This window comes from Pseudomonas sp. 11/12A, from assembly GCF_000800055.1.
In the GTDB taxonomy this organism is placed as follows: domain Bacteria; phylum Pseudomonadota; class Gammaproteobacteria; order Pseudomonadales; family Pseudomonadaceae; genus Aquipseudomonas; species Aquipseudomonas mohnii.
This window is the reverse complement of sequence record NZ_JUGV01000001.1, coordinates 4217800-4236757: the sequence shown is the minus strand read 5'-3', so window position 1 is coordinate 4236757 and position 18958 is coordinate 4217800. Positions and strand designations below refer to the sequence as shown.

At 58.9% G+C, this 18958-nt stretch carries 19 protein-coding genes; 8 read left to right on the top strand and 11 right to left on the bottom strand.

Annotated elements, in window-relative coordinates:
• Positions 1-109 precede the first annotated feature (109 nt).
• Entirely contained in the window at positions 110-736 is a 627-nt protein-coding gene (locus tag GQ39_RS19470; RefSeq protein WP_047532683.1) for a response regulator transcription factor, read from the top strand.
• Positions 737-822: 86 nt separating this feature from the next.
• Here GQ39_RS19470 and GQ39_RS19465 read toward each other — a convergent pair whose 3' ends face one another.
• The 8 genes from GQ39_RS19465 to metG form a co-directional block, all read right to left on the bottom strand.
• Positions 823-1002, bottom strand: a complete 180-nt coding sequence (locus GQ39_RS19465) for a PA3496 family putative envelope integrity protein (RefSeq protein ID WP_047532681.1) — start codon at positions 1000-1002, stop codon at positions 823-825.
• A gap of 106 nt (positions 1003-1108) precedes the next feature.
• Complete coding sequence (gene nth, locus GQ39_RS19460) at positions 1109-1747, bottom strand: endonuclease III (RefSeq protein ID WP_047532679.1); 639 nt, start codon at positions 1745-1747, stop codon at positions 1109-1111.
• Between the two features lie 30 nt (positions 1748-1777).
• A complete protein-coding gene (locus GQ39_RS19455) occupies positions 1778-2359 on the bottom strand; it encodes an Rnf-Nqr domain containing protein (RefSeq protein ID WP_047532677.1) in 582 nt (193 codons plus the stop codon).
• Positions 2352-2963 (bottom strand): RnfABCDGE type electron transport complex subunit G, encoded by a 612-nt coding sequence (locus GQ39_RS19450; protein ID WP_047532675.1) that lies wholly within the window; start codon positions 2961-2963, stop codon positions 2352-2354. The genes GQ39_RS19455 and GQ39_RS19450 overlap by 8 nt, the downstream gene beginning before the upstream one ends.
• A complete protein-coding gene (locus GQ39_RS19445; protein WP_047532673.1) occupies positions 2960-3946 on the bottom strand; it encodes an RnfABCDGE type electron transport complex subunit D in 987 nt (328 codons plus the stop codon). The genes GQ39_RS19450 and GQ39_RS19445 overlap by 4 nt, the downstream gene beginning before the upstream one ends.
• Positions 3933-5141: an electron transport complex subunit RsxB gene (gene rsxB / locus GQ39_RS19440; protein ID WP_047532671.1), complete on the bottom strand. Its 1209-nt coding sequence runs from the start codon at positions 5139-5141 to the stop codon at positions 3933-3935. The genes GQ39_RS19445 and rsxB overlap by 14 nt, the downstream gene beginning before the upstream one ends.
• A complete protein-coding gene (locus tag GQ39_RS19435; RefSeq protein WP_047532669.1) occupies positions 5138-5707 on the bottom strand; it encodes an Rnf-Nqr domain containing protein in 570 nt (189 codons plus the stop codon). The genes rsxB and GQ39_RS19435 overlap by 4 nt, the downstream gene beginning before the upstream one ends.
• A 144-nt stretch (positions 5708-5851) precedes the next feature.
• Complete coding sequence (metG, locus tag GQ39_RS19430; RefSeq protein WP_047532667.1) at positions 5852-7903, bottom strand: methionine--tRNA ligase; 2052 nt, start codon at positions 7901-7903, stop codon at positions 5852-5854.
• Between the two features lie 187 nt (positions 7904-8090).
• On the opposite strand from metG, the gene apbC reads away from it, so the two are divergent.
• The gene (apbC, locus tag GQ39_RS19425; RefSeq protein ID WP_047532665.1) at positions 8091-9185 is read left to right on the top strand and encodes an iron-sulfur cluster carrier protein ApbC; all 1095 of its coding nucleotides are present in this window, start codon (positions 8091-8093) and stop codon (positions 9183-9185) included.
• Positions 9186-9305: 120 nt separating this feature from the next.
• Here apbC and GQ39_RS19420 read toward each other — a convergent pair whose 3' ends face one another.
• Positions 9306-10064 (bottom strand): SDR family oxidoreductase, encoded by a 759-nt coding sequence (locus tag GQ39_RS19420; protein ID WP_047532663.1) that lies wholly within the window; start codon positions 10062-10064, stop codon positions 9306-9308.
• Positions 10065-10228: 164 nt separating this feature from the next.
• Between GQ39_RS19420 and GQ39_RS19415 the strand changes: the two genes are divergently transcribed.
• The 4 genes from GQ39_RS19415 (at position 10229) to groL (ending at position 13738) form a co-directional block, all read left to right on the top strand.
• The gene (locus GQ39_RS19415) at positions 10229-10960 is read left to right on the top strand and encodes a HugZ family pyridoxamine 5'-phosphate oxidase (protein WP_047532661.1); all 732 of its coding nucleotides are present in this window, start codon (positions 10229-10231) and stop codon (positions 10958-10960) included.
• Between the two features lie 66 nt (positions 10961-11026).
• A complete protein-coding gene (locus GQ39_RS19410) occupies positions 11027-11503 on the top strand; it encodes an FxsA family protein (protein ID WP_047532659.1) in 477 nt (158 codons plus the stop codon).
• Positions 11504-11751: 248 nt separating this feature from the next.
• Positions 11752-12045: a co-chaperone GroES gene (locus GQ39_RS19405; protein ID WP_047532658.1), complete on the top strand. Its 294-nt coding sequence runs from the start codon at positions 11752-11754 to the stop codon at positions 12043-12045.
• 49 nt (positions 12046-12094) lie between these two features.
• On the top strand, positions 12095-13738 hold the full coding sequence (gene groL, locus GQ39_RS19400) for a chaperonin GroEL (protein WP_047532656.1): 1644 nt from the start codon (positions 12095-12097) through the stop codon (positions 13736-13738).
• Positions 13739-13910: 172 nt separating this feature from the next.
• Here the strand turns inward: groL and GQ39_RS19395 are convergent, their stop codons facing one another.
• Both GQ39_RS19395 and GQ39_RS19390 read right to left on the bottom strand, forming a co-directional pair.
• Positions 13911-14654, bottom strand: a complete 744-nt coding sequence (locus GQ39_RS19395) for a phosphatase PAP2 family protein (RefSeq protein ID WP_047532654.1) — start codon at positions 14652-14654, stop codon at positions 13911-13913.
• 54 nt (positions 14655-14708) lie between these two features.
• Positions 14709-16658 carry an LTA synthase family protein gene (locus tag GQ39_RS19390; RefSeq protein ID WP_047532653.1) on the bottom strand — a complete coding sequence of 650 codons (1950 nt, stop codon included), beginning with the start codon at positions 16656-16658 and terminating at the stop codon, positions 14709-14711.
• Between the two features lie 201 nt (positions 16659-16859).
• Here GQ39_RS19390 and colR point away from each other — a divergent pair, with 201 nt between their 5' ends.
• On the top strand, positions 16860-17543 hold the full coding sequence (colR, locus tag GQ39_RS19385) for a two-component system response regulator ColR (protein WP_047532651.1): 684 nt from the start codon (positions 16860-16862) through the stop codon (positions 17541-17543).
• Positions 17533-18816 (top strand): sensor histidine kinase, encoded by a 1284-nt coding sequence (locus GQ39_RS19380; RefSeq protein WP_047532649.1) that lies wholly within the window; start codon positions 17533-17535, stop codon positions 18814-18816. Before colR ends, GQ39_RS19380 begins: the two co-directional genes overlap by 11 nt.
• The last annotated feature ends 142 nt before the right edge of the window (positions 18817-18958 follow it).

The window sequence follows — 18958 nt, the reverse complement described above, 5'->3', positions numbered from 1 at the left end:
TAGGGAATGTCTCTCGGTGTAGGTGGCTGGGGGGGGCGGCATGCCATGGGTGAAACGACTAGGCTATTGTGCGGGCTCTAAAAATTCGAACAGCGAAATTGGACTGCCCATGAATAAAGTGCTGATCGTGGATGATCACCCCGTCATTCGTCTTGCGGTACGTATGCTGATGGAACGTCATGGCTACGAAGTCATTGCAGAAACAGATAATGGCGTGGATGCATTGCAACTTGCGCGTGAACATATGCCGGACATTGTCATTCTGGATATTGGAATACCGAAACTGGACGGGTTGGAAGTCATTGCCCGCCTGTCATCCACTGCGATGCCAATGAAAGTGTTGATATTGACGTCCCAGGCGCCTGGTCATTTTTCCATGCGTTGCATGCAGTCCGGGGCCGCCGGGTATGTCTGCAAGCAGCAGGACCTCACTGAGTTGCTCAGTGCAATAAAGGCCGTTTTGTCCGGTTACAGCTACTTTCCCAATCAGGCCTTGCATACCGTACGCGCTAGTTTGGGTAACGCCAGTGAAGCCGATATGGTGGATCGTCTGTCAGGGCGGGAAATGATGGTCTTGCAACAGTTGGCCAAGGGCAAGACTAACAAGGAGATTGCCGATGGGATGTTCCTTAGCAACAAAACCGTTAGTACTTACAAGACTCGCCTGCTGTTGAAACTCAATGCGCGCTCTCTGGTGGACCTGATTGAATTGGCCCAGCGCAACGGGCTGGTGTGATTGCATCAGCATTTGACGCGCAGCGATGGGCGGCATTTACCGGGCAGCCAAAGTAAAAAGCCTCCGTTTCGGGAGGCTTTTAGGTGTCATAAGTCAAAGTCGTAATCGGCCAATTGCTTTTGCAGTCGGCGCTCCTCCAGCAGATTGTCGATGGTACGGCGTTTGCTCAGGTTGGTTTTCGCCACTTCAACCACAGGTTCAGCGTCATCGGCCTCAATGGGGGTAAAGTCGTCTTCTACGTCCAATTGCTCTTTGCCAGTGCTCATTTAGTTACTCCAGGCTAAGACTGCCTTTGGGGCTCCTTATATCGACAATCTCCCGGCGGGTAAAAAAGATTTTTTCAATCGATATATCAATAAATCCAATAGTGCCTCAATCGTCGGAGGTCTTGTGCTTGTATTCGCACAGGTCTTCGATGCGACAACTGCCGCAGCGGGGCTTGCGAGCCAGGCAAACATAGCGCCCGTGAAGGATCAGCCAGTGATGGGAATCGAGCAGGTATTGCTTGGGCACGAATTTCATCAGTTTTTTCTCGACCTCGACCACATTCTTGCCCGGCGCAATGCCGGTGCGGTTGCTGACTCGGAAAATATGGGTGTCCACAGCCATGGTCAGTTGGCGGAATGCTGTGTTGAGCACCACGTTGGCGGTCTTGCGGCCAACACCGGGCAGCGCTTCCAGTTCCTCTCGGGTCTGCGGCACTTCGCCAGCATGGCGCTCCACCAGCAGGCGACAGGTTTCGATCACGTTCTTTGCTTTGCTGTTGTACAGGCCGATGGTCTTGATGTATTCCGACAGTCCGTCGACGCCCAGGGCATATATCGCCGCCGGCGTATTGGCGACCGGGAACAGTTTCGCCGTGGCCTTGTTGACGCCGACATCGGTCGATTGCGCCGAGAGAATCACAGCGATCAGTAATTCAAACGGTGAGGAATAGGCCAGTTCGGTCTTCGGTTCCGGGTTGTCTTCATGCAGCCTGCGGAAAATTTCCAGACGTTTTGCGGCATTCATGGGCAGTGAGTTTCCTCGAAGACGTTCAATTTAAGGTGTGGGGCGGTGCCAGATTTGCCAGAGGGCAATCAGCAATCCCAGCAGAATGAATCCGCCAGGGGCCAGCGTGGTCAGGCGCAAGCCACCATCGGTGGTTAAGATCCAGCCTTCCCAATGCGCTGGCGAGGCATTCGTCAGCCATGACAGGTGGCTGCCGAAGGTCCCGCGGCCAATGAGTTCCCGGAGCAGCCCCAGGCCCACCATCAATGCGCCGAACAAGCCATACAACCGCAGGCGAGCCGGCCAGGTTCTCTGGAAAAATCCAGTGCAGTCCAACACCACGCATTGCAAGGCAACCAGCCCGGCATAAATGCCCAAGTCCTGATGCCATTGCAGCGACCAGAGTTGGGCGCCGAGTTCCGCGCAACTGGTCAATGTGGCGGCGAGCAGCACGTTTGCCAGCAAGTGCGTCGCCGGGAGCAGTCGAGGCCGCAATGCATTCATGCACAGAGCGAAAACGCTGGTCACCATGATGAACGTCAGCGTGAAGCCCGCAGCGGTCATCAGCGAGCCGGTAGCGCCGATCAACGGTGCAAGCATCAGCGAGTTTTGCACAAGGAATGATTTATTCATGGGAAGGACTCCCGAACAGTGCTTGCCGGTGCTCATCGCAATAGCGCAGAGCGTCATGGGTGGCGTTGATCACCGCTCTTGATGTGATGGTCGCGCCCGCGATCTGATCGAATTGCCCCTGATCCTTTTTCAGCGCCCAGCCATTGTCGCCAGGATCGGTCCGAGACTTGCCGGAAAACATCTGAAGCCAGACATTCGGCCAATCGGCGATCCGTGCTCCAAGCCCCGGGGTTTCGGATTGCTTCAGGGTTTTGACCCCCACCAACCGGCCATTGGCATCGACGGCGATCAGCAAGTCGATGGCGCCGGCATAACCCAGGGTCTGACTGCGCAGCAACACGGCATAGGGCTGGCCGGACTTGCTTGCCAGGTAACCACCCAGCAGAGTGCTGTTGGTCAAGGCTGTGACGTCGAGTGCGAGCGGCTGTTCCAGTGGCTGATTGTCGTAGCTGTCCGGCGGCAACAGGTCAAGCAGGTTACGACTGTCGATCAGGTGCTGTTGGGCGGCAATGCGGGAGGCGCTGGTGTGTTGCACGAAGTACGTCGAGCCAATGCCAAGACCTGCCATGACCACAAGGATCGCAACGCTCGATGCTCGGCTCATGGCGAAATCCGTTCCTGCCTGGACGCGACAAACCGCTCCAGCGCCGGTACACACAGGTTCATTAACAGGACGGCGAACGCCACGCCGTCGGGATAGCCACCCCAGGTGCGAATCAGATAGGTCAACAGTCCGACACCCGCGCCGAACAGCAATCGTGCGCCGGGGCTTTTCGCACCGGACACCGGTTCCGTCACGATGAAAAATGCCCCCAGCATGCTGGCGCCGCTGAGCAGATGAAACAGCGGCGAACCATGGGAGTCGGAGCCCGAACCGTTCCAGCACAACAAGCTGATCAGGAACAGGCTGGCGAGCATGCCGACTGGCGCGTGCCAACTGAACAGGCGCTGTTGCAGCAGAAATGCGCCGCCCGCCAGAAACGCCAGATTCACCCATTCCACACCTCGACCACCGAATTGGCCAAAGGCAGGATGAGTGGCGAACAGTTCATCCATGGTCAGGCTTTTGTTGATCCTTAAGCCATCCAGCGCCGTGGCCTGGACCCAGGCATCCGGCAACTGACCAAAACCGAAAACTTGCTGGAGTCCGCCCATCAGGTCCATGCCGTGGGAGGATGGCCAGTGCGTCATTTGTTGCGGAAACGTCACCAGCACCAGGGCAAAGCCAAGCATCGCCGGATTGAACGGATTTTTGCCCACGCCCCCATACAAGTGCTTGCCCAACAGCATGGCAGACGCGGCGGCACTGACCGTCAACCACCAAGGGCAGTAAGGCGGCAGGGCCAGGGCCAGCAATGTCGCGCTGACCAGTGCACTGCCGTCGCTCAGGGTCGGCTGGAGTGACCGCTTGCGCAACTTCAACACCGCCGCTTCAGCGGCCAAAGCGCTCACCGCCGCCAGAACCAGGTTGATCAAGACCCCCCAGCCGTACAGCCAGAACAACGTGAGCATGCCCGGCAACGTAGCCAGGAGTACCCGCTGCATGGCCTGCTGAAGGCGCTCGTCGACCGCGTCAAGGGGTGACATGGGCATCCACCTGACGCTCGGCTTCCTGCAGGCGAGCAAGGGCCTTTTTCATCTGTTCGGCGGGGGTGTCGGCGCGACGTTCGAGTTTGCTGACGTCAGCGCGGGCATAGGCCAGTTCGGTCTTCAGTTGCCGAAGCTGGCTGTCGATCGGACGCTTTTCCACGCGCGTCAGGTCTGGCAAGGGTTGTTCACTGAGCGCTTCGGCGGCATGCAAGGCTTGCTCGGCCTCTCTGAGCGCGCGTTCCAGGGTTTCGATCTGTTCAGCGGGCGCATGATGGGTCTGAGCCTTCTTGAGTTCGGCGCGGCGCATGGCCAACTGGATCTTGGCCCGTTTCAGATCGGCATCTTTTACTGGCGCAACGGCGGGCGCGGGCGCAGCCGTGCTTTCCAGCAGCGCCAAGGCCTGCTCGGCCGCTTCGAACTGCTGCTGCAGGACCACCAACTGCGATTGCTGCTCGAAGGTCGGCGGATGGCCGAAGGCCTTGAGCGATTTGTTCAATTGCGCCCGACTCATCGCCAGATCGATCTTGGCTTTCTTCAGTGCTGCATCGGCAGTGGCGGCCTTTTGCGCGCGGACGCGTTCAAGGGCGGCCTGCACCGGGTCGAGCGTCGTTGCGCTGGGTTGGGCGGCACGTTGCGCCCGGGCCTGTCGTTCGGCCGCCTTCAGTTCTTCTTCACGTTGCAAGCGGGCGTTGCGTTGCTCGAAACGGCGCCGCGCCCGATTGCGTTTGGCCGTGCGGGCGCGTTGCTCTTCAAGGCTAAATGCCAGGCCGCCGACAATCGGCAGCACTGTGGAGATCGGCAACGGATGCATTTCAATGCAGTCGACCGGGCAGGGGGCCACGCAGAGGTCGCAGCCGGTGCACTCATCGATGATGACCGTGTGCATCAGTTTGGCCGCGCCGACGATGGCGTCTACCGGGCAGGCCTGGATGCATTTGGTGCAACCAATACATTCGGCCTCGCGGATATAGGCGATCTGCGCCGGAGCCGAGCCACGGCTGGTGTCCAGTTCCAGCACCGGTACGAGCAGCAGTTCGGCCAGGGCATTGATGGTTTCGCTGCCGCCCGGCGGGCACTTGTTGATGGGCTCGCCGCTGGCGATACCTTCGGCGTAGGGCTTGCATCCGGGATGGCCGCACTTGCCGCATTGAGTCTGTGGCAAGAGGGCGTCGATGCGTTGAATCAGACTCATGTTTTGATCAGTCCGCTGAATCCGAGAAAAGCCACTGCGATCAGTCCGGCGCTGATCAGGTCGATCGGCAGGCCGCGGAAGGGCAGCGGAATATCGTTATCGAGTGTGCGTTGGCGCAGGTCTTGAAACAGGCTCAGCACCAGCCAGAAACCCAGCCCGGCACCCAGGCTCAGGGCGATGGCGTGAAAGAGCCCTTGGTCATCCTCGGCGTTGAGCAGCGCTACGCCAAGTACGCCCGCGTTGCCCAGCAGCAACAACCAGAGCCCCTCGAAGGAGAGTGTCGGGAATATCCGCTCCAGCAACGTCAGCAACGGAGCGATCAACAACACGCTCAATGGCAGAAACACAAACAGCCGCAGTGATGCCATGTCCAACGGCACCAGCAACCCGTGGTAAAGCGCATGACCAAGGGTGCCGACAATCAACATCAGGCACGTGGTCGCGAGGCCAAGTGCATGGACCTGCTGGCGCTTGCTGCCTAGCAGCGGATCGACACCCAGCGGCCAGTGCAACACGAGGTTGTTGATCAGGGCTGCACTGATAAGCGTAAGAAGCGTTTCGGTCATGATCGTGCCGGCTAGAACGGGGCTTTTTAACGGGAGCGGTCTAAAAAGCTTAGGCATTATCCGGCAAGGGCGGAGGGTGGGCCAGACATGAAAATCCCACAGACGCGCCAGGCACGACTGTGGGATCGGTTTGCCGCAGTAACCTTACTTGATCCGCTGACCAGGCTTGGCGCCGCTGTCAGGGCTGAGCAGGTAGATTTCTTCGCCACCAGGGCCGGCCGCCATCACCATGCCTTCGGAGATGCCAAACTTCATTTTGCGGGGCTTGAGGTTGGCGATCATCATGGTCAGCCGTCCATCGAGCTTGGACGGGTCCGGGTAAGCGCTCTTGATGCCGGAGAACACGTTGCGTTGCTCGTCACCGATGTCGAGGGTCAGGCGCAACAGCTTGTCGGCCCCTTCCACGTGTTCTGCCTTGACGATCAGGGCAACGCGCAGGTCGACCGCCGCAAAGGTGTCGAACTCGATTTCCGGTGACAGCGGATCCTTGGCCAACTCGCCGTTACCGGTCGTGGCGGCTGCGCCGGTGTCGGTCTGGCTGGCTGTCAGGTCTTCTTTCGATGCATCGGTCATGGCTTGTACTTTGACCGGGTCGATCCGAGTCATCAGCGGCTTGAACTCGTTCAGCTGATGGTTGGCGAGCAAGGTCGCATGGTCGTTCCAGGTCAACGGGGCCACGTTGAGGAACGCCTCGGCATCGGCGGCCAGCAGTGGCAACACCGGTTTGAGGAAGATCACCAGTTGGCGGAACAGGTTGACGCCGGTGGCGCAGATAGCTTGCACCTCGTCTTGCTTGCCTTCCTGTTTGTTCAGCGACCACGGTGCCTTGTCAGCGATCCAGGCGTTGGCGCGGTCGGCCAGGCCCATGATTTCGCGCATGGCGCGGGCGAAGTCGCGGGCTTCATAGGCGTCGGCGATGCCTGGCGCGGCGGCCAGGAACGCTTCGGTCAGTTCCGGCGCGGCGTTGGTGTCGACCATCACGCCGGCGTTGCCTTTGTGGATGAAACCGGCGCAACGGCTGGCGATGTTGACGACTTTGCCCACCAGGTCGGAGTTGACCTTTTGCACGAAGTCTTCGAGGTTCAGGTCCAGGTCATCGACGCCACGGCTCAGTTTGGCCGCGTAGTAGTAACGCAGGTATTCCGGCGACAGGTGATCCAGGTAGGTCCGGGCCTTGATGAAGGTGCCGCGGGACTTGGACATTTTCTGGCCGTTGACGGTCAGGTAGCCGTGCACATTGATGCCGGTCGGCTTGCGGTAGCCCGCACCTTCAAGCATCGCGGGCCAGAACAGGGCGTGGAAGTTGACGATGTCCTTGCCGATGAAGTGGTACAGCTCGGCGGTGGAGTCCTTGCCCCAGAACGCGTCGAAGTCCAGCTCCGGCGTACGGCTGCACAGGTTCTTGAAGCTCGCCATGTAGCCGATCGGCGCGTCCAGCCAGACGTAGAAGTATTTGCCCGGCTCGTCGGGGATCTCGAAACCGAAGTACGGCGCATCGCGGGAGATGTCCCACTGTTGCAGGCCCGCGTCCAGCCATTCGGCGATCTTGTTGGCGACGGCGTCTTGAAGGGGCCCGCTGCGGGTCCAGGTTTGCAGCATTTCCTGGAAGTCCGGCAGCTTGAAGAAGAAGTGCTGGGAATCCTTGAGCACCGGAGTGGCGCCGGAAATTGCCGACTTCGGATCTTTCAGGTCGGTCGGTGCGTAGGTCGCGCCGCATTTTTCGCAATTATCGCCGTACTGGTCTTCGGTGCCGCATTTTGGGCAGGTGCCCTTGATGAAGCGGTCGGCCAGGAACATTTTCTTTTCCGGGTCGAAATACTGGGTGATCGAGCGAGTGGCGATGTGCCCGGCATCACGCAGCTTCAGATAGATCTGGCTCGACAGCTCACGGTTTTCTTCGGCGTGAGTGGAGTGGAAATTATCGAAGTTGACCAGGAAGTCGGCAAAGTCGGCGCTGTGTTCAGCCTGGACGTTGGCGATCAGTTGTTCCGGGGTGATGCCTTCCTTTTCCGCGCGCAGCATGATCGCCGAACCGTGGGCGTCGTCGGCGCAGACATAAATGCATTGGTTGCCGCGGTGCTTCTGGAAGCGCACCCACATATCGGTCTGGATGTACTCCAGCATATGGCCAAGGTGAATCGAACCATTGGCATAGGGCAGGGCGCTGGTGACGAGAATCTTGCGTGGCTCGGACATGGGGCTCGGCTACTTGATGAAACGGAGGTCGGCCACTATAAAGCGCCGGCGCATATTTTTCACCCCATGGCTCAGGGGAGTTGTTTTGCAAGCCCCTCGCCGCAGGAAATTTTCCAGCCTCGCCACAAATCTGTGTCCGGCGTAGGATACCCGCCTGATTTTCCAAGTCTCGTTATCGGAGTTGCCCATGAGCGCCGTCAATCGCGCAGCGGTGGAAGCCGTCCTTCGCCAGTACACCGACCCTTATCTGAACCAGGACCCGGTCAGCGCCGGATGCGTGCGCAGCGTCGATATTGCGGGCGACCGCGTCAACGTCCAGCTTGAGCTGGGCTACGCCGCCGGTCTGTTCAAGAGTGGCTGGGCGCAACTGTTGCAGATGGCTATCGAAGGCCTGGACGGCGTGACGACCGCGCGTGTCGAGATCACCAGCGTCATAGCCGCGCACAAGGCTCAGGCTCAGATTCCGGGCCTGGCCAACGTCAAGAATGTGGTGGCCGTGGCCTCCGGCAAGGGGGGCGTGGGCAAATCCACCACCGCCGCCAACCTGGCATTGGCCCTGGCTCGCGAAGGGGCCAAGGTGGGCATTCTGGATGCGGACATTTACGGCCCAAGCCAGGGCATCATGTTCGGCATCGCTGAAGGCACCCGGCCGCAGATCAAGGATCAGAAGTGGTTCGTGCCGATCCAGTCCCATGGCGTCGAAGTGATGTCCATGGCGTTCCTGACCGATGACAACACGCCGATGGTCTGGCGCGGGCCGATGGTCTCCGGTGCCTTGTTGCAACTGGTGACACAGACCGCGTGGGGCGACCTGGATTACCTGGTCATCGACATGCCGCCAGGCACCGGTGACATCCAGCTGACCCTCGCGCAGAAAGTCCCTGTGGCCGGTGCGGTGATCGTCACCACGCCACAAGACCTGGCCTTGCTCGACGCGCGCAAGGGCGTGGAAATGTTCCGCAAAGTGAACATTCCGGTGCTCGGCGTGGTGGAAAACATGGCCGTGCACATCTGCTCCAACTGCGGACATGCCGAGCATCTGTTCGGTGAGGGCGGTGGTGTGAAGCTGGCCAACCAGTATGGGGTGGAGCTACTGGCCTCGCTGCCGCTGGCAATGGCCATCCGCGAACAGGCCGACGGTGGAAAGCCAACGGTGATCGCCGAGCCGGACAGCCCGATTGCGCTGGTCTACCAGGAGCTCGCCCGTCATGTCGGCGCGAGGATCGTGTTGCAGGAAGCCGCGACCCCGGCGATGCCGAACATCACTGTCAGCGACGATTGATGATTTGAAGCACGATCCCCTGTAGGAGCGAGCCTGCTCGCGATGGTGTGTCATTCGACACAGTGGTGTCTGACCCACCATCGCGAGCAGGCTCGCTCCTACCGTTGTTTTGCGGTGGCGTTAAATGCGCAACCCGCCATCCATTTCCAGAATCCGGCCGGTGTAATAGTCATTTTCGAAGATGTACGCCGCCGAATGGGCGATCTCTTCCGGTTTGCCCATGCGCTTGAGCGGAATCCCGGAGGTCATTTTCTCCAGTGCTTCAGGTTTCATGCCCAGGGTCATTTCGGTTTCGATGAAACCCGGTGCAATGCCGGCCACACGAATGCCGTAGCGCGCCAGTTCCTTGGCCCAGGTCACGGTCGCCGCCGCAACGCCGGCCTTGGCGGCGGAGTAGTTGGTCTGACCGACGTTGCCGGCGCGGGAAATCGACGAGATATTGATGATCGCGCCGCTGTTCTTCAGCTCGACCATTTTCGCCGCGACTTCACGGGTGCACAGGAACACGCCGGTCAGGTTGACGTCGATGACCGACTGCCATTGGGCCAGGCTCATCTTGGTCATTTCACCGTCCTTGACCTTGAGCAGCAGGCCGTCACGCAGGATCCCGGCGTTATTGATCAGGCCATGGATCGCGCCGAAGTCTTCGGCGACCTGGGCCACCATGTGGGTCACTTGCTCTTCGTTGGCGACGTTGCACAGGTAGGCACGGGCCTCGACACCCTTGGCCTTGCAGGCCGCAACGGCGTCGTCGAGCTTTTCCTGGTTCAGATCGACCAGCGCCAGTTTCGCACCCTTGCCGGCGAAATACTCGGCCATGGAACGGCCTAAACCCTGGCAACCGCCAGTGATAATGATTACTTTGTCAGTGAGTTGCATTCGCATGCCCCGGTAGCAGGTCTAGAGTGGTTTCGTTGGCGAGAGCCTCTCGATCGGCGCCTGGCGTGGCCCGGCTGCACATGAGAGCTGCCCTGTTGGCGATCTGGTACTTTCGCTAGGCGCCCGTCCGTTTTTATGACGGATTCTATATAAGGAGTCATAAATTGAGCGTTGAAGCTGCCAAGCATGCCCGAGAATTGCTGCTCAAGGAATACCGCGGGGTACTCTCCACGCATTCCAAGGCAATGCCCGGTTTTCCGTTCGGCTCCGTGGTTCCGTACTGTCTGGACGCCCAGGGCTGGCCGCTGATCCTGATCAGCCGTATCGCCCAACACACCCATAACCTGCAAAAAGATCCGAAATGTTCGCTCTTTGTCGGAGAACGCGGGGCCGAAGACGTGCAAGCAGTGGGGCGCCTGACTTACCTGGCCGAGGCGCAACAGCTCGAGGACGAGGCAGATATCGAAGCAGCCGCTGAGCGTTACTATCGCTACTTCCCGGAATCGCAGAACTATCATCAGGCCCATGATTTCGATTTCTGGGTGCTCAAGCCTGTGCGCCATCGTTATATCGGCGGTTTTGGCGCCATTCACTGGGTCAACGAACTGACCCTGGCCAATCCTTTTGCCGGCAGGGCCGAAGTGAGCATGGTCGAACACATGAATGCCGATCACGCCAAGGCCATCGCCCATTACGTCGATCTGGCGGGATTACCGAAAACCTCACCGGCGCAGATGGTCGGTATCGATAGCGAAGGCATGCACCTGCGCATTGGCCAGGGGCTTCACTGGTTGCCGTTCCAAGTGCCATGTAATACTCCGACACAAGTTCGCGAAGCCTTGGTTTTCCTGGCTCATGCAGAACAATGGCCGAAAAATGAAGTGGCTGACGCTTGAATTCACGAAACGGCGACGTCATCTAGGGATTACTGGCAAGGCATTCTTGCGTTGAGGAACCATTTGATGCGCCCTTTTTTGTTGCTCTTTGTACTGCTCCCAGTGTTGGAGTTGTTCGTATTCGTCAAGGTGGCCGGGGCAATCGGTTTTTTCCCGGCCCTGCTACTGATCATTCTCGGCTCGATGCTCGGCGTGTTCGTGCTGCGGATCGCCGGTCTGGCAACCGCATTGCGTGCCCGTGAAAGCCTGAATCGTGGGGAGCTGCCCGCCCAGACCATGCTCGAAGGCCTGATGTTGGCCCTGGCGGGCGGTCTGTTGATCCTGCCGGGTTTCGTCACCGACGTACTGGGCCTGATCATGCTGCTGCCCGTCTCCCGTCGTCTGCTCGCCAATCAAATGCGCCAGCGCGCCGAGGAGCAAGCGATCCGCCAACGTGCGTTCGCCGATGACCTTCAGTCCCGCGGCGGTCCTGCACCTCGCGAACCGCTGGGCCGGGAGCCCAATGTGATCGAGGGCGAGTTCGAGCATCGCGATACCAAGTAACGCCCATATCGACACGGCACCTTCGGGTGCCGTGTTCGTTTGCGGCGCATCGAGATGAATTTTTTTCGATCCCCGCTCTTGTAATAAGCTTATGCGCCCTTATGTAACGGTCACCGCAAGGTTTCTGGCGAACATGCCAGACAGACTTCCGCGGTTCGCTCGACGAACCGCACCCGGCACCGCCGGACTTTGTTAAACCCGCCGGGACTACACCGGCCGATGAAAACCACAATTAGGAGAGATCGACAATGAAGCTTCGTCCTCTGCATGACCGCGTCGTCATCCGTCGCAGCGAAGAAGAAAAGAAAACCGCTGGCGGTATCGTCCTGCCAGGCTCGGCTGCTGAAAAAGCCAACAGCGGCGAAATCCTCGCTGTAGGCACCGGCCGCGTACTGGACAACGGTGAAGTGCGTGCACTGGCCGTGAAAGTGGGCGACAAGGTTGTGTTCGGTCCGTACTCCGGCAGCAACACCGTGAAAGTCGACGGCGAAGACCTGCTGGTAATGAGCGAGAACGAGATCCTCGCTGTTATCGAAGGCTGATTCCCCGCTCATTTTCCCGCTACTACAAAGTATTTAAGGAATATCGATCATGGCTGCTAAAGAAGTTAAATTCGGCGATTCCGCCCGCAAGAAAATGCTGACCGGTGTCAACGTCCTGGCTGACGCGGTAAAAGCGACCCTGGGCCCGAAAGGCCGTAACGTGATCATCGAGAAGAGCTTCGGCGCTCCGACCATCACCAAGGATGGCGTTTCCGTAGCCAAAGAAATCGAACTGAAAGACCGTTTCGAAAACATGGGCGCGCAGCTGGTCAAAGACGTTGCCTCCCGTGCCAACGATGACGCGGGCGACGGCACCACCACCGCTACCGTTCTGGCTCAATCGATCGTCAACGAAGGCCTGAAAGCCGTCGCTGCCGGCATGAACCCGATGGACCTGAAACGCGGTATCGACAAAGCGACCATCGCGATCGTCAAAGAACTGAAAGGCCTGTCCAAGCCATGCGCTGACACCAAGGCAATCGCTCAGGTCGGCACCATCTCCGCCAACTCCGACAGCTCCATCGGCGACATCATTGCCGAAGCCATGGAAAAAGTCGGTAAAGAAGGCGTGATCACCGTTGAAGAAGGCTCGGGCCTGGAAAACGAACTGTCGGTTGTAGAAGGCATGCAGTTCGACCGTGGCTACCTGTCCCCGTACTTCGTCAACAAGCCGGAAACCATGACTGCCGAACTCGACGGTCCGCTGATCCTGCTGGTCGACAAGAAAATCTCGAACATCCGCGAAATGCTGCCAGTGCTGGAAGCCGTTGCCAAAGCCGGCCGCCCACTGCTGATCGTGGCCGAAGACGTTGAAGGCGAAGCCCTGGCGACTCTGGTTGTGAACAACATGCGTGGCATCGTTAAAGTCGCAGCCGTCAAGGCTCCAGGCTTCGGCGACCGTCGCAAGGCCATGCTGCAGGACATCGCTGTTCTGACCGGCGGTACCGTGATCTCCGAAGAGATCGGTCTGAGCCTGGAAAGCACTACCCTGGAGCACCTGGGCAACGCCAAGCGCGTCACCCTGTCCAAGGAAAACACCATCATCGTTGACGGTGCTGGCGTACAAGGCGACATCGAAGCACGCATCACCCAGATCCGTGCCCAGGTTGCTGAAACTTCCTCGGACTACGACCGTGAAAAACTGCAAGAGCGTCTGGCCAAGCTGTCCGGCGGCGTAGCAGTGATCAAGGTTGGCGCTGGCTCCGAAGTCGAAATGAAAGAGAAGAAAGCCCGCGTTGAAGACGCCCTGCACGCTACCCGCGCAGCCGTTGAAGAAGGCGTGGTACCTGGCGGCGGCGTGGCACTGGTTCGTGCCCTGCAAGCCATCAGCGAGCTGAAAGGCGACAACGATGACCAGAACGTTGGCATCCAGTTGCTGCGTCGCGCTGTAGAAGCGCCACTGCGTCAGATCGTTGCCAACTCCGGTGACGAGCCAAGCGTTGTGGTCGACAAGGTCAAGCAAGGCTCGGGTAACTTCGGTTACAACGCTGCGACCGGCGAATACGGCGACATGATCGAAATGGGCATCCTGGACCCGGCCAAAGTGACCCGTTCGGCTCTGCAAGCGGCTTCGTCGATTGCCAGCCTGATGATCACTACCGAAGCCATGATCGCCGAGATCAAGGACGACGCACCAGCTGGCGGCGGCATGCCAGACATGGGCGGCATGGGTGGCATGGGCGGCATGATGTAAGCCAGCCTTACCCCGTACGAAAAAACCCCGCCTGCGAAAGCAGGCGGGGTTTTTTATTGGCTTCACGTTGGCGACTCGATAGACCGCGTCGCTACCACCGCGGGCTGGCCGCGCTTGTACAGGTGCAGAGTAATCCGGCGTGGGCGCGCGGCGTGTCTGCGATGGCGTCGTTTCAGGCGCCGACAGGTTCTGTGTTTGCCTCGCGTTGCGCCTTCATCGCCGGCCGATAAAGAATGCAGTAATACGACCCCAAACTGATCAGCCAGCAGAAAACCGCCGTCCATACGTTGTGCGAGAAAAAGTGCGCACCCTGCATCATCCGGCCAAGGGAAAACACCGTGCCCAGGGTGAAGGCGAAGACAAACGCGGCACGCGCCATGCGCGGCCGACGGTCGCGCAGTACGAAGAACAGGGCAAACAGTGTGAACCCGGTCGCGGCATGACCGCCGGGCCAGCATCGACCCGGTTTATTGGTGTGCGGGCGAGGGCTCAACAATTCGCTGTAGGTTTCGTGGCCGCCGAACTGCTCAAGACTCCACGGACATTGCACCGCCGTCACCGCTTTCATCGGGGTGACAAACGAGGTCGCCAAACCAAGGGACAGCACCAGGCAACCCAGCTCCCGTTTGAACGGCTTGAGTTTGGCCATGAAGAACGAGCCAATGAAACCGAGGATGGCGAAAACCGAAAACGCGATGACCACTTGCTTGGCGCGGTCATGCAGGATGTTTTCCAGGAAGTAACTGTGCTTGCCGATGAATTCACCGGCTACCGGGTCGTAGAACAGCCTGGCGAGATCCATGTCCAGGGACGTCAGTTCCAGCAATACAAGAGTGATCGCCGCAATGGCGGGAACGCCCAGGCACACCCAGAAATTAAGCGGGCGAGAGGCAGGTCGGACAACGGTTGATGACATGATGGATCCTGAGCAATTGAAAAAGCCCCGGGGCATCAGCCCGGGGCTTTTTGGTTAACGTTCGCCGACTTGACCGGTGCCCTCCATGGGCGCTTTCCAGTCAAGCAGCTGGTGCTTGTAGCCATAACTGGCGGTTTGGTAATAGGTGATTGCCCGGGTGATCAGCGGGTCGGTGGCAGTGGCCCTGGACTCGCGACTCTCGGTCAATGCTTCATCGTGACGCCGCAGGCCCTGACGGGGACTCAGAATGGCCAGGTCCTTGCCGTCGAACAGGCCCAAATGCTGATAATTGCCAACCACTACGCGCGGCGGCAGAGGATTGTCCTGCAGCAGGTTGCGACCAAAGAACGTCGACACATAATCCAGATTCAGCAGCCCCATCAGCGTGGGGGCCAGGTCGATCTGGCTGGCCAGCTGTGCTGTCTCACGGGCTTCAATCAGCTTGGGCGCATAGATGAACAACGGAATCTGATAGTTGCTGATCGGCAAGTCCTCCTTGCCTGCGCTGCCGGCGGTATGGTCGGCGACGAAGATAAAGATTGTATTGTCGAACCAGGGTTTTTTGCGAGCCTGATCGAGGAACTCGCCAATGGCGTAGTCGGTGTATTTAACCGCGCCATCGCGCCCGTTACCGGATTTGATATCGATCCGATCGTCTGGATAGGTATAAGGGCGATGGTTGGACGTCGTCATCAATTGCAGCAGGAACGGCTGTTGCTTTGCGTGATCCGCGTCCGCCAGCTTGAGCGTTTGTCTGTAGAGATCTTCGTCGGCCATGCCCCAGGCGTTCTTGAAGTGGATCTCCGATTCATCGACGCTGCTCTGGTCCACGATCCGGTAGCCATTGCCACCGAAGAAGGCGTTCATGTTGTCGAAGTAACCGCGTCCGCCGTATACAAATACGCTGTCATAGCCCACGGCTTTGAGTTGCTGACCGAGGCTGGCAAAACCGCTTTCGCGACCCACACGCTTGACGATCGAACGTCCCGGTGTTGGCGGGATCGCCAGGGTGATGGCCTCCAGGCCGCGATCGGTGCGGGTGCCGGTGGCGTAGAAATTGTTGAAGTACAGGCTCTGTTTACGCAAGGCATCGAGGTTCGGGGTCAGATGACGCTCGTCACCGTTGCTGCCCATGTACTTGGCACTGAAGCTTTCGATGGTGACCAATATGATGTTGGGCTTGCGCGGCGTGCCAGGATTGTCGATGACCCGACGAATGTCTTGTGGATCCTCACCGATGAAGCGGGCGCCGGGTTCGCTCAACTCGGCGCGAATCTGTTGCGCGACAATGGCAGGAGGGCGGGTGGCGTAGAACTGTTGGTAATCCAGTTCATTATTGCGAAAGGCTGCGAAGAACTGATAAGGGCCATTGCTCGCCAGTTCGTTTTGATAGGCGTTGCCACCCTGGGCACGCGGCGCATCCTGGTTGAGCAGTTGTGCGCTCAGACCAGCGACGATCAACAAGCCCAGCGCATTGGCCAGGCGGGTGCGCAGCGGCGGCAACGGTGCGTTCATCGCAGCATTGAAGGGCTTGCGCAATGCGAAGCTCAAGGCAATGGCCAGTACGGCGAGGATGCTCAGCAATGTGCCAATCGGATAGGACTCGAGCAGGTTGTTAAGCACCTCGTCGGAGTACACCAGGTAGTCGACGGCAATGAAGTTGAAGCGCACGCCGAACTCATCCCAGAACAGCCATTCGGCCACCGAGGTAAACAACATGGCGAACAGACTGACGGTCAACAGTCCCTGAAGAAACCAGCGATGGCCACGGCGGCGCCACAATGCTGGCGGGCAGAGCAGTAAATACAACCCCATCGGCAGCACGGCATAGGCAATGAAACCAAGGTCGTAAAGCAGTCCGACACCGAAAACCGAAAGGAAACCACTACCGGCCTCATCAAGGTGAGTCAGCAGCAAAACCATTCGGGTCAGGAAAAAAATGGCCAGCCAAGTGCCGGCAATCAGCTGTAGAAAACGCATGGGCGCCGTCTTTAAAACATCCATTGGCATCATTCCTTATAAGCAATCAGGACCATGCTACTTCAAGAGCGGTCGCGGGCTTGTGAACGGAGGGTGAAAAACTCGTTAATTGGCTGCTTTGGTCGCCTAAGCCGACTCTGCACCCCGCGGCCCTAGCCGTGAGCAGCACTTGGCCTTAAGCTGCGCGGGCCAAGACGGCCGTTACTGTATACGGAGGAGATGCCGATGCGAATTTTATTGGTTGAAGACAACCGCGATATCCTCGCCAATCTGGCTGATTACCTGGGACTCAAGGGTTACACCGTGGATTGTGCGCAGGACGGTTTGTCGGGCCTGCACCTGGCGGCCACCGAACATTACGACTTGATCGTGCTCGACATCATGCTGCCCGGTATTGACGGCTATACCTTGTGCAAACGCCTTCGCGAAGACGCCCGACGCGATACGCCGGTGATCATGCTCACCGCCCGCGATCAACTGGATGACCGGCTGCAAGGCTTCAAGTCCGGTGCCGATGATTACCTGATCAAGCCCTTTGCCCTGTCGGAACTGGCCGCGCGGATCGAGGCGGTCATGCGCCGTACCCAGGGTGGCGGTCGCCGCACCTTGCAGGTCGGCGACTTGAGCTACGACCTCGATACCCTGGAAGTCACCCGCGCAGGTCGCTTGCTCAAGCTCAACCCGGTGGGCCTGAAGTTGCTGGCCGTGCTGATGCAGAAAAGCCCTCATGTGCTGCGTCGGGAAATTCTCGAAGAAGCGCTGTGGGGCGATGACTGCCCAGACAGTGACAGCCTGCGCAGCCACGTTCATCAATTGCGTCAAGTGATCGACAAGCCTTTCGCGAAACCGTTACTGCAGACTGTGCACGGCGTGGGTTACCGCTTGGCCGAGGGCCGTGATGGAGTTTAAGCAGAGCCTTTCCCAGCGCATCATCATTGCCTTCGCGTTGATGAGCGCATTGGTGGCGGGCGCCTTCGCCATGGGCATTATCGCCACCGTGCACCTGGTGGAAGAAAAGCTTATTTCGGCAGGTCTGGGTGGCGACCTGCAACGCCTGTTACTGATGGACAACGTCGAGGAGTGGAGCCATCGCCCTGAACCGGACCAGTTGTTCTATTTCAGTGGCGGGCATGGAGACTTCGAGCTGCCCAAGGATTTGCGACACCTGGACGCGGGATTTCATGAAGTGTTCCGCGAGAATCTGTCCTACCACGCGATGGTCGAAATAGTTGACGGACGGCGCTATGTGCTGTTGCAGGACCAGAGCGACTTCGAAGAGCGCGAGCGGGTCCTGTTTGCCGTGGTGCTGGTGGGCTTCGTGCTCAGCCTGGCGCTGGCGGTTTTTCTCGGCTGGGTGCTGGCGCGCAAGGTAATGGCTCCGGTGGTTCGGTTGGCCCGCCAGGTGCGTCATCGTGACCAGTTGCTCGGGCTGGCGCCACCTCTGGCGCCTGATTATGCCGCCGATGAAGTGGGCGAGCTGGCCGTGGCTTTCGACGCCACCCTCGGACGCTTGCGTCAGGCATTGTCCCGGGAGCGACTGTTTACCAGTGACGTCAGCCACGAACTGCGCACGCCTTTGATGGTGCTGGCCAGTTCCTGCGAATTGCTGTTGGAAAACCCGGGGATCGATCAGCGCGGCCGCGCTCAGGTCGAGCGAATCGCTCGTGCCTGTGAGGAGATGCGCGAGCTGGTTCAGACCTTCTTGATGCTGGCCCGCGCTCAACGCGAAGACGCCAGTATGGCGCCGCAGCAATCCGTTCGTCAGGTGGCCGATGGGCTACTGAATCTTTGGCGAGAGCCGATCGAGGCGAAAGGACTGAGGTTGATCTTCGAACCCGGTAGCTCGCAATCCACCTCTTATAACGCGACCCTGCTGCACGCGGTGATGGGCAACCTGCTGCGTAACGCGCTTCATTACACTGAGCATGGATTCATCCGCTTGACCCTCACGGGCAATGGGTTCCTGGTCGAAGACAGTGGAGTGGGCATCCCCGAAGAAAAGCGCGAAGCGATGTTCGAACCTTTCGTCCGTGGTACCGAAAAACGCGGTGAGGGGTTGGGCCTTGGGCTGTCATTGGTACAACGAATTTGTGAAAACCAGGGCTGGAGCGTCAGCCTGACAACCATGGAACCCAACGGTTGTCGTTTTGAAGTGCAGCTGTATACATCCAATGTGAACTGATTAGCCTGAAGTCGGGCAATTCTTGCCCCTGTCACAGCTTTGTAAAATCTTGAAAAAGTTTTGGCTTGTACATAACTTTTTTTTCACAAAGGCGTAACCTGACACTGACAATTCGCTGCCTAAGGTGGTCGGTATCAGAAGC

Excerpts from the sequence above, each read along its gene's own strand:
- GQ39_RS19470 (WP_047532683.1), top strand. The coding sequence starts at position 110 with ATGAATAAAGTGCTGATCGTGGATGATCACCCCGTCATTCGTCTTGCG.
- GQ39_RS19465 (WP_047532681.1), bottom strand. The coding sequence starts at position 1,002 with ATGAGCACTGGCAAAGAGCAATTGGACGTAGAAGACGACTTTACCCCC.
- nth (WP_047532679.1), bottom strand. The coding sequence starts at position 1,747 with ATGAATGCCGCAAAACGTCTGGAAATTTTCCGCAGGCTGCATGAAGAC.
- GQ39_RS19455 (WP_047532677.1), bottom strand. The coding sequence starts at position 2,359 with ATGAATAAATCATTCCTTGTGCAAAACTCGCTGATGCTTGCACCGTTG.
- GQ39_RS19450 (WP_047532675.1), bottom strand. The coding sequence starts at position 2,963 with ATGAGCCGAGCATCGAGCGTTGCGATCCTTGTGGTCATGGCAGGTCTT.
- GQ39_RS19445 (WP_047532673.1), bottom strand. The coding sequence starts at position 3,946 with ATGTCACCCCTTGACGCGGTCGACGAGCGCCTTCAGCAGGCCATGCAG.
- rsxB (WP_047532671.1), bottom strand. The coding sequence starts at position 5,141 with ATGAGTCTGATTCAACGCATCGACGCCCTCTTGCCACAGACTCAATGC.
- GQ39_RS19435 (WP_047532669.1), bottom strand. The coding sequence starts at position 5,707 with ATGACCGAAACGCTTCTTACGCTTATCAGTGCAGCCCTGATCAACAAC.
- metG (WP_047532667.1), bottom strand. The coding sequence starts at position 7,903 with ATGTCCGAGCCACGCAAGATTCTCGTCACCAGCGCCCTGCCCTATGCC.
- apbC (WP_047532665.1), top strand. The coding sequence starts at position 8,091 with ATGAGCGCCGTCAATCGCGCAGCGGTGGAAGCCGTCCTTCGCCAGTAC.
- GQ39_RS19420 (WP_047532663.1), bottom strand. The coding sequence starts at position 10,064 with ATGCAACTCACTGACAAAGTAATCATTATCACTGGCGGTTGCCAGGGT.
- GQ39_RS19410 (WP_047532659.1), top strand. The coding sequence starts at position 11,027 with ATGCGCCCTTTTTTGTTGCTCTTTGTACTGCTCCCAGTGTTGGAGTTG.
- GQ39_RS19405 (WP_047532658.1), top strand. The coding sequence starts at position 11,752 with ATGAAGCTTCGTCCTCTGCATGACCGCGTCGTCATCCGTCGCAGCGAA.
- groL (WP_047532656.1), top strand. The coding sequence starts at position 12,095 with ATGGCTGCTAAAGAAGTTAAATTCGGCGATTCCGCCCGCAAGAAAATG.
- GQ39_RS19395 (WP_047532654.1), bottom strand. The coding sequence starts at position 14,654 with ATGTCATCAACCGTTGTCCGACCTGCCTCTCGCCCGCTTAATTTCTGG.
- GQ39_RS19390 (WP_047532653.1), bottom strand. The coding sequence starts at position 16,658 with ATGGATGTTTTAAAGACGGCGCCCATGCGTTTTCTACAGCTGATTGCC.
- colR (WP_047532651.1), top strand. The coding sequence starts at position 16,860 with ATGCGAATTTTATTGGTTGAAGACAACCGCGATATCCTCGCCAATCTG.
- GQ39_RS19380 (WP_047532649.1), top strand. The coding sequence starts at position 17,533 with ATGGAGTTTAAGCAGAGCCTTTCCCAGCGCATCATCATTGCCTTCGCG.